At 44.0% G+C, this 9,329-nt stretch carries 9 protein-coding genes; 5 read left to right on the forward strand and 4 right to left on the reverse strand.

Annotated elements, in window-relative coordinates; genetic code table 11:
- Window positions 1-224: 224 nt before the first annotated feature.
- From ACOJS8_RS24295 to ACOJS8_RS24310, 4 genes are all read left to right on the forward strand, one after another.
- Window positions 225-785: a DUF3841 domain-containing protein gene (locus ACOJS8_RS24295; RefSeq protein WP_420151152.1), complete on the forward strand. Its 561-nt coding sequence runs from the start codon at window positions 225-227 to the stop codon at window positions 783-785.
- A 467-nt stretch (window positions 786-1,252) separates the two neighbouring features.
- On the forward strand, window positions 1,253-1,786 hold the full coding sequence (locus tag ACOJS8_RS24300) for a dihydrofolate reductase family protein (protein WP_420151153.1): 534 nt from the start codon (window positions 1,253-1,255) through the stop codon (window positions 1,784-1,786).
- Window positions 1,787-2,088: 302 nt separating this feature from the next.
- Window positions 2,089-2,613 (forward strand): VOC family protein, encoded by a 525-nt coding sequence (locus ACOJS8_RS24305; RefSeq protein ID WP_420151154.1) that lies wholly within the window; start codon window positions 2,089-2,091, stop codon window positions 2,611-2,613.
- Window positions 2,614-2,768: 155 nt separating this feature from the next.
- Window positions 2,769-3,113, forward strand: a complete 345-nt coding sequence (locus ACOJS8_RS24310; protein ID WP_420151160.1) for a nuclear transport factor 2 family protein — start codon at window positions 2,769-2,771, stop codon at window positions 3,111-3,113.
- Between the two features lie 207 nt (window positions 3,114-3,320).
- Here the strand turns inward: ACOJS8_RS24310 and ACOJS8_RS24315 are convergent, their stop codons facing one another.
- From ACOJS8_RS24315 to ACOJS8_RS24330, 4 genes are all read right to left on the reverse strand, one after another.
- The gene (locus ACOJS8_RS24315) at window positions 3,321-4,352 is read right to left on the reverse strand and encodes an aldose 1-epimerase (RefSeq protein ID WP_420151155.1); all 1,032 of its coding nucleotides are present in this window, start codon (window positions 4,350-4,352) and stop codon (window positions 3,321-3,323) included.
- A gap of 93 nt (window positions 4,353-4,445) precedes the next feature.
- Window positions 4,446-5,303, reverse strand: coding sequence for a TIGR02757 family protein (locus ACOJS8_RS24320; RefSeq protein WP_420151156.1), 858 nt, complete (start codon window positions 5,301-5,303; stop codon window positions 4,446-4,448).
- A complete protein-coding gene (locus ACOJS8_RS24325) occupies window positions 5,303-5,515 on the reverse strand; it encodes a hypothetical protein (protein ID WP_420151157.1) in 213 nt (70 codons plus the stop codon). Before ACOJS8_RS24325 ends, ACOJS8_RS24320 begins: the two co-directional genes overlap by 1 nt.
- Window positions 5,516-5,579: 64 nt before the next feature.
- The gene (locus ACOJS8_RS24330) at window positions 5,580-6,713 is read right to left on the reverse strand and encodes a LysM peptidoglycan-binding domain-containing protein (RefSeq protein WP_420151158.1); all 1,134 of its coding nucleotides are present in this window, start codon (window positions 6,711-6,713) and stop codon (window positions 5,580-5,582) included.
- 446 nt (window positions 6,714-7,159) lie between these two features.
- On the opposite strand from ACOJS8_RS24330, the gene ACOJS8_RS24335 reads away from it, so the two are divergent.
- Entirely contained in the window at window positions 7,160-8,725 is a 1,566-nt protein-coding gene (locus tag ACOJS8_RS24335; RefSeq protein ID WP_420151159.1) for a PglZ domain-containing protein, read from the forward strand.
- The last annotated feature ends 604 nt before the right edge of the window (window positions 8,726-9,329 follow it).

A 9,329-nucleotide genomic window follows, 5' to 3' on the forward strand; every position in this document is an offset into this window, starting at 1 on the left:
GCAGGTTCGGTGCGACATGATAATTGCCTTGATAGTCAGAATTTTGTGTCAGTGTGGTGGCTCTCCGCTATAGGCAGCACGGCTCCGAAATGTGGCTCATCACTGTAGTGTCAGGCTTACATTTCTATGGTTTGGTTGGCAAGATAAACAGCTCACGTAGCGGATGATAGGTTTCCGTTTCCAATGTATTCTACGACTAACCCCTATAGCTTAGTAAAAGGAAATTGGAAACGAAAAAGACATACAGGCTCTGGACATTTCAGTCAGTCGACGTAATAAAGGAACTGAAATCTAAAGGGATATTCCAAGCGAGTTGGGCCAGATACTCACCAACCAGCTATTTCCCTAAATCTTACCGATGGATGGCCAAACAAATGGCTGCAAACAACATAAGTTGTATTGATTGCGCACCTATTTGGGCATGGCATTCATGTGAGAAATATGAAAAAGCACCTACGTTGGTAGATGCACGATGTTTACTGAGTGACATGGACCTACAAGGGGGTATACAAACGATAGAATTCGAATGTCCGGCAGAATTGGTGCTGTTATCTACATATGGTACGTGGAACATGATGCTGCACGACACTTTCTACCCCGGCGAAGAAGATAAAATAGACCGGAAAACTACCAGTAGGCTATTCGCTACAGAGCGGAGAAAATTCAGAAAATATGATTCAATTCAGGCGACGTTGCCCTACCTAAAGTTAGCTTGGGTGAAAGAAATCAGAGACCTAAATTTGAAACCCAATGACTTTGATTATAATGCAGAAGAAGAAGTCTAAAAATGCCACTGGTGTGGCGTAATTATAAATGCTTACCTCTGTACCGCACTTCAGTCAGGTGGGCAGCTTCGGGCGGGTTCAGGTGTAAGAAACGTGTGTTTCGTTATCTCATCGACAGACTGCTCTTTCCGTGACAGAGCGATTTTTGCCTCGTTGGGTGGATCACTTGCGACAAACGCCGGTAGTTGCGGCCCGACCAAAAAAGGGTGTAAGATGTGGTCGTTCAGGTACGTAGCATTCTCATCGGTCAACCTTCATGGTCGTTAAGCGACGTGTTCAGGTAATACTTCAACGTCGGGCTTCGGTCGACAGGTCGAACGTTCTATTGAGTAGCTTTAGACTTTCGTTTCCGGGTTGCGATAGACAGGGCGTATTTCCTGAAATGGCTTCCAACAGATTGAGGGAGTTGGTTACAACGGAGTATCTAACTTTTTTACTGAGAAAGTTAAAACACAAAAATCAACAAAATGAGAAGAATCGTTTATTACGTTGCTTGTTCAATTGATGGATTTATCTCGGGACCCAATGATGACGTAAGCGGATATGTAGGGGTAGGAAACGGAGTAGAAAAATATTTGGGCGATCTGGCTTCCTTTGACACGGTAATTATGGGAAGAAACACTTATGAATATGGGTATAAATTTGGAATTGAACCAGGTCAGCCTGCCTACCCGAATATGACTCACTACATCTTCTCTAATAACCTGACTTTTAATAGCCAGCACGAGAAAGTGCAGGTGAAGCCAGTAAGCCTTGAAGAAATCGATACTATTAAACGGCAATCAGGATCGGATATATATTTATGTGGGGGTGGACAGTTGGCAGGTTGGCTTTTAGATCATCAACAAATTGATATTCTGAGGATAAAACTTAGTCCTTTGATTTTAGGGCAAGGAGTTAAACTCTTTGGCGATTCGAAACAAGACTATCGGGCAGAACTGCTTGACAGTACAGTTTATGATCACGGATTGCAAATTATGACCTACAAACTCAATTACTAGGTAGTCGTGTGCGGTCCGTTTGGGCGGCTTCTCGGGCGATAGGCCGCTCGTCCCACAGGAGGCTTTGCTGTCCAATCAAACAGGGGTATACAGATTAACACTACGTTCATTGAGGAGTTAGTTGACCCGGTCAAGTTAGTGCTTATATGGTTGACTTCTTAGTGAACAGACGTAGTGCCCGGTAGCCAGTATAGAGGTTATCGATTGAATTGTTTTGAGTGCTGGTTGCTAACTTACGGTTCATTAAGAATTACCATGCTAAGACAAGTTATATTTTAGAGGTAAAACTTAATCGATAAACTATGATACAAGAAACTGAGAACCAATTGAATACTCCAGCTTATAATAAGGTTAACTTCTTTATTTTAGTAAAAGGTGGAGCTTCAGCGTTTATTAAGTTTGTTGAAAACGTTTTTGATGCTCACGAGAATAGAAAGGCGAGAACACCAGATAAAGATGGAACCCTAATCCATGCGGAGATACAGATTGCGGATTCAATGATTCTCGTTGCCGACTCAAAAGATGATTGGCCTTTTACGCCCGCGTTTCCTCAAGTGTATGTTGACAATGCCGAGGAGATATTAGAAAAAGCAGAGAAGAATGGTGCGGTTATCATTACTGAGGTATCCGACTTTTATGGTGGACAGAAAATCGCACGGTTCAAAGATCCATGGCAAAATATTTGGTGGCTGTTTGCAAAAAACGAATCCACTCAAAATGTAAAAGAGACTCAGGAAGTAAATACAGATTGGCATGATAAGAAGCCAGGTTATATCTACACAACAATAATGGATGCAATGAGAAATTTGAGAAAAGAAATTGAGTAAGCCAGAACCAGAGAACTCTATACACCTTTGAAAGGCTTTAGGCTCCTAAGTGATTCTTTGTAATACAGGAAACGTAATAACTAGTCAGGCTTTACCCTCATTGAGAAAATTTTTGTACCTAGAAAAGCACCATTGTCAATAAAAATCTTGACTATATTGAGTCACAGCATGTGCCAAATTCTGCGCAAATGGAACGCGCTTTACACCCTAGAATGACAAAGCGAACATTCTGGAAAGATAAGGCAACAGGCAAAGACTACGTGCGAGAAACAACGACTGAATCAATGGTTCTGCTGGCAGAAAGCTATAATAAAAAAGGCGATCAGTTTCCAACTGCCCCTAGAAAAGAAGTTAAATTTCTTGATGTTTCTGACAGGACAGCTTCAGTTAAACTGATAGCCGATGAATGGATTGATTATACGCACCTTGTTAAGCTGAATGGCGTCTGGAAAATTATCAATGTACTCTGGCAATACAACGACAGCTCACGGCATCAATAAAAGTCGTCTGATTGTTATTCGCATCGTGCATTGATGGAGCGTAGCAAATTGTCAGTACCCTTAACAACGACGTAGTGCCTGGTTGTATAATAGCACAAGAAGTTTATCGAGCCGATTGAGAATCAGATCCCTGCATTAACTGTAATGAGCAGGTTTTCACATAGTACGTTCAGAACGAAGACAATTAACGAACAATTTAGACTGTCGTTAATCCAGCCGTACCCACATTGTTCCAGATAGTTCCTCCCAGGGTTCTAAGACAGTCAAACCTTCTCCATTGTTAAAGGCGTTGACGTTGGCCGTAAGCGGCTCAATGGCAATGCTGTCGCGCCGGGTAGGCGTGTAGCATACCAGATAATTAAGTTTTCCGGCGCCGGTCTGCTGACCTACGATCAAACGGACGCCCGTACTAAGTGAGGTTAGAATCGTTTCGGCGTAGGATTCACTTGCGTCCGGTTCACTGGTCGGATTAATTTCAAAAGCTGAATCCAGTTCAACTTTGTGAAGATTAAACTCACTGGCTTCTTCAAATGGGGATCGTCCATCAGCAATCATATGCTTATCGAGCTTGATGGGCGTGCGTCCGGGTAGAGACAGCGAAAAATGATCGATCGGTTCACCGGTAAGTGTAAAGTAAGGATGCCAGCCAAAAGCAGCTGGACAGCGCGTTGTGCCGATGTTCTGGGCTGAATACCTGATACGTAACGCACACATCTTGTCGGCCTCCCAGTGACTACCCTGGCGTAAAAGATTGGCTTGGATAAGCTCGTAAGTGACAGTCAGGACAAAAGGGAAGGGGTAACCAAACGTATCACCAGCATAATCATAACGTAACGTCAACTGAGCGTGGGTGTCCGTTACGTCCTGACTGACGACAGAAAAAGGGCGACCGTGAACAAAGCCATGCAGAGCGTTATCGCGTTTGGCTTCGTTCAGTTTCAAGGCAAAATCTTCGCCCTCGAACTGGTAAACGCCATGACGGATACGACTTGGAAACGGATAAAGCAGGGCACTCGCGTAACTTTCGTCAGACATAAGGGCCTGCGGTGTTTCGGGTGCCTTCAGTAACGCAAACAGTTTGGTACTCTTACGTAAAACCAACCGTCGGAGAATACCACCAAATTCGGGAACAACCGTAATAAATTCGCCCGATTCTGTATGCTCAAGTACGTATTCTGTCAGAGAAATATCCCCATTCGGCAATGGACCAAAAGGCTGTGTAGTAATTTGAAATGGCATAATAAACGTAAGTCATCACACTATAGTAAGCCATTCCCGATAGCTATTGTTTGGTAAAATTTACGAATCTACCCTTGCTTATGAGGGTAAGGCTTACATTTCGCCTTCAACGCCCAGACCAAATAAGGCAAAATCATAACGGACGGGATCGGCCGGATCGAAGACCCGAAGCGCTGCTGTTAATTCCAGTGCCGCCTTCCAGTCGGTCTGTGGCCGGGAGAGTAGATTTAATTGACGCGCTACCCGATTGACATGCACATCAATGGGCATGACTAATTGAGCCGGGCGTAACCTTGTCCAGATACCGAAGTCAACCCCCCGGTCATCCTGGCGGACCATCCAGCGCAGAAACATCAATAAACGCTTGCAGGAGGAATTACGGGCTGGCGTAGCAATGTGCTTGCGGGTACGTTCGGGAAAGAAATCGGTGAGGCCGCAGAAGCGGTCATGAAAGACGATCAGAGCCTGTTCAACGGTTGAGAATGGAGCTGGAGAGTTCTTAGTTTCGATCTGTGGAAAATCCGCCGGGTTATTTAAAAACGCATCCTCCAGGGAATCATTTTTTTGATAATACTGCCGAAAGAAATGGAGAAAGTAAAGCGCATCCGTTGCGTTAAAGGTGCGGTGTTTGAAATGGAGAAAACGCTTTATGTCGCTTTCTGTGTGATTACGGATAAAGTCATAGGGCACCCCATCCATTAGCTCAACGAGTTCAGTCGCTTTCCTTAAAATGACGGGTCGCTGACCCCAGGCCAGTACTGCGGCCCAGAATCCCATAATTTCGATATCCTGTTTTTGTGTAAAGCGGTGCGGAATACTGATTGGGTCGCGCTCAATAAAGGAAGGCCGATTGTACTGATCGGCCTTTGCATCTAAAAAATCTTTTAGGGAAGCGAGCTTATCTGATAAAAAATGATCTTCTTTTTTTTCGATGGAGAGCAAATTGTTCATTATTTACTGCTACCTCCGCTAACGACCCAGGCCATGGCTCGGGAAATACCAGACAGACAGGATAATAGCGTGGACATGACAAATGTAAAGATCGCAATGAACGGGTACGCGAGCGTAAACATAATACTGAACGTTACGTAGCCTGGCGAGGATTTCATTTCCTTATCGCGCTCACGGTGTCTTCGGGCGATACGTTCTTCTTTTGTCTCCATGAATTGATAATTAATAGAAAATGGTTAAGCTTATCGAAACACTCATTACCACGAGCGATTTCCCTTACTTAACAATGTAACTTACCTCTGCTCGAAAACGTCGATCTTGCGGTGAAAGTTTCGAAAAAGCCTGCGTTGATAACTTAACAAGGATTTTATCGTTGATGCCGGTATTGGGGAGTCGGCCCACCACTTTTACCCAAAGACTCTGGTTGTTAAATTCATTACGTACCTGCACCAGTGTGCCAATGGGAGCGGTGCGGTGTAAGGCAAGATATTTTCCCGAACCATCGGTTCCTTCAATAACTTCAGCCACGCCACTGTCCGAAATCCGGCGCCCGAAGGTCGGCATAGGGGCATCATTGCCCGGCCGGGGCGATTCCACTTCTTCTTCAGGTCGGGTTTCCGCGACCGGCGTAGCGGGTCGGTTGGCCGTCTCTGCATCAGTACGGGGCCGGTTAGCGGCCTCATCGTCTGGCCGACGGTCTGGTTTGGGCTCTGCGGACGTAGTGGATCGATGCTCTGCCACATGCGGCTCATTGGCAGGTGTTGTCGACTTCGGCTCTGTCGTATGAACAATTACGGTTCTGGCTGGTGGTTCAGTCGTTTTCGTTGAAACGCCAGGTACAGGCGTTGAGGGTGTTCGGACCTGGTTGGCTTTTTCCGATACAATAAGCGCCTGGCCAATCAATACGTTATTGCCGGAAAGATTATTCCATTTGCGCAGGTCGGATTGAGAAACACCGTACCGACTGGCTAAGCTGTACAGGGTTTGCCCTGCTTCGACAACGTGAATACCTGCTTTGGCCGGATCTTCGCCCCTGGCAGTATTTTTAGCCTCACGCTTTTCTTCTTTTTCCTTCCTGCGAGGGGAGTCCGTTAATTTCTCTTCTTTTCGACTGGTAGACTTTTCAGAACTCGGTATTCTGACAATTTGCCCATATCGAACGGATTCCTTCAAGTCAGGATTGGCCGAACGAATTTCACTTACCGAACGACCGTATCGACGGGCAATGGCATAAAGCGTCTGGCCTTCCGTAACACGGTGTAAGATGAAGCGTTTGCCGTTCTTTTTCTCAACACCAACCGAATCTGCATAGACGGCTCGGTTCGGCGTAATCGAATGAGCCTGCGCTGTCAGATTGTATACGATGGCAACGATTATCAGTGCACTAGAACCAATAGAGAGTATTTTCATAGGTTTCATTAGCCGTACACCAGGTCGGTATGTAGCTACTTACCGGTTGTATACGACTTATGTCGTAAAAATAACGTAAAATATACCTGTTTTTATGTGAAATAAGAATGCAGCTTCGTATTCTTATGCATTTGCGTGCCCGCATAACGTAGTGATGAATGGACGCTTCAGCGTTTTGTCTCTGTCAGCCTAAGCGTACGAATGCCTGGTCAACAGCGCGTTCGAGCGATACAGTGGGGCCGGTTCCTGATCTGAGGAGGCAAAAGGGTCTGTTAACAAAGAGTATACGCTTGATTGACGAAAGTCTTAAAACTTCTTAAAATCTCGGTTCCAGCGATCTTTCCAAACAGTAGCAAACGTTTGAGGTTAAACAAAGAATGAATGTAGGTTTTATAATTGGCAGAATCTGATTATAAAGCTACTTCAACTAAACGACTCCTGAACGTATGCAAAATTACTCAATACTCTGGGCTGACGATGAGATTGATCTCCTGAAACCCCATATTTTATTCCTGAAAAACAAAGGTTATGATGTTACATCGGTCAATAGCGGAGCCGACGCTCTTGATCAGGTCGAAAATACAAATTATGACGTTGTTTTTCTGGATGAAATGATGCCGGGTATGACGGGGCTGGAAACGCTTTCGCAGATCAAGCAGATGCGTCCAAACTTGCCGGTAGTCATGATTACCAAGAGTGAGGAGGAGCATATTATGGAAGAAGCCATTGGTTCAAAAATCGCCGACTACCTCATTAAGCCGCTCAATCCGAATCAAATTCTATTGTCGGTTAAAAAAATTCTGGACAATAAGCGGCTCGTGACCGAACGGACCAATATTGGCTACCAGCAGGATTTCCGTAACATCTCCATGCAATACAACGACCGCATGGATTTTGATGAATGGGTAGATGTTTATAAAAAGCTCATTTACTGGGAATTAGAGCTGGATGGGTCGCAGGACAAGAGTATGTCAGAAGTGATGAACATGCAGAAAAGCGAGGCTAACGCCGAGTTCTGCAAATTCGTGATGGACAATTATGAAGAGTGGCTAAACGAGCCAAAAGCGACGAGCCCGGTAATGTCGCATCAGTTGATGCGTAAGAAAGTTTTTCCGCTGCTCGACCAGAGTGGCAATTCCGCTCCGCTCTTTTTTATTCTGATTGATAATCTCCGTTACGATCAGTGGAAGGTGATTGAACCACTGCTGGCTGAGTATTTTTCTCTTGAAGAAGAATCATCGTATTATTCAATTTTGCCAACAACAACGGGTTTTGCACGTAATGCCATTTTTTCGGGAATGATGCCCAGCGAGATGGAACGCAAACATCCTGACTTGTGGGTCAATGACGATAATGAAGATGAAGGATTGAACAACCACGAAGATGAATTCCTGCGTCGGTTGCTTGAGCAGAGTCGTTTGAATATCAAATTTTCGTACCATAAAATCCTGAACGTAAATCAGGGGAAATCGCTGGTCGACTCCTTTAATAATCTGTTACAGAATCAGTTGAACGTAGTGGTCTACAACTTCGTGGACATGCTTTCGCACGCCCGAACCGATATGGCCATGATTAAGGAACTGGCTCCAGATGAGTCAGCTTATCGTTCCATCACACGGTCGTGGTTTTTACATTCGCCTTTGCTGGAATTTGTCCAGAAAATCGCGGCTAAAGGTGGTCGATTAATTGTGACAACCGACCATGGTATGATTCGTGTACAGAAACCGGCCAAAATTGTGGGCTACCGGGAAACGAACACGAACCTACGTTATAAGCAGGGGAAAAACCTTGGTTTCGACGACGATCATCTTTTCGTCGGGCGTAAGCCAGAGCGGCTGTTCCTGCCAAAACCGCACGTATCAACAGCGTATGTATTCACGCTGGAAGATTACTTCTTTGCCTATCCCAATAATTACAATTATTACGTGAATCATTACCGGAATACGTTCCAGCATGGGGGTGTATCGTTAGAAGAAATGATTATACCGTTTGCCTACCTGAAAGCGAAGTAATGATCATCACTTTATGATTATAAAAACAAATGCGCTCACGTAACGTGAGCGCATTTGTTTTTATAGTTTCACTACGTGTCGTACTGGTTTAATACGTTACCGGATCTACAGTTCGTTTTCTGATTTTAAACCGCATTTCTATATTCGAATACGTCCATTGTGATACTTTATAAATAAGATAATAATTCAGAATAAATAAATAGGAATAAGAGGTAGGAGAGAACTTTAGTATTCTTATGAAAACAATATTGAAAAGGCTAATTAATAAAGCATGCGTCATGTAAATGGAATAACTGTACGTACCAACCTTATTTAAAAAAACAGACTTATTTAGCGATTTAGAAATAACGCCTTTCTCGAAGGCAAAAATAAATATAGCTGTAAAAAAGGCTACTTCATAAATAAGGCTTATTTCCTTTAGCATAGTGCCGTAATACGTCATTATGCAAAGAATAATTAGTATGCTTATTTCAGCAACAGTAAATACCGTATTTTTTATTGATTTAATTGTTTCATAAAAAGTGCTAAAAACAAAATAGCAAACCGTTCCTGTAAAGAAGCCAATTATCCCCCTCAGAAAACCGTAATCAGACGAGTAATTAAG

It is taken from the genome of Spirosoma sp., from assembly GCF_048594605.1.
Classification (GTDB): domain Bacteria; phylum Bacteroidota; class Bacteroidia; order Cytophagales; family Spirosomataceae; genus Spirosoma.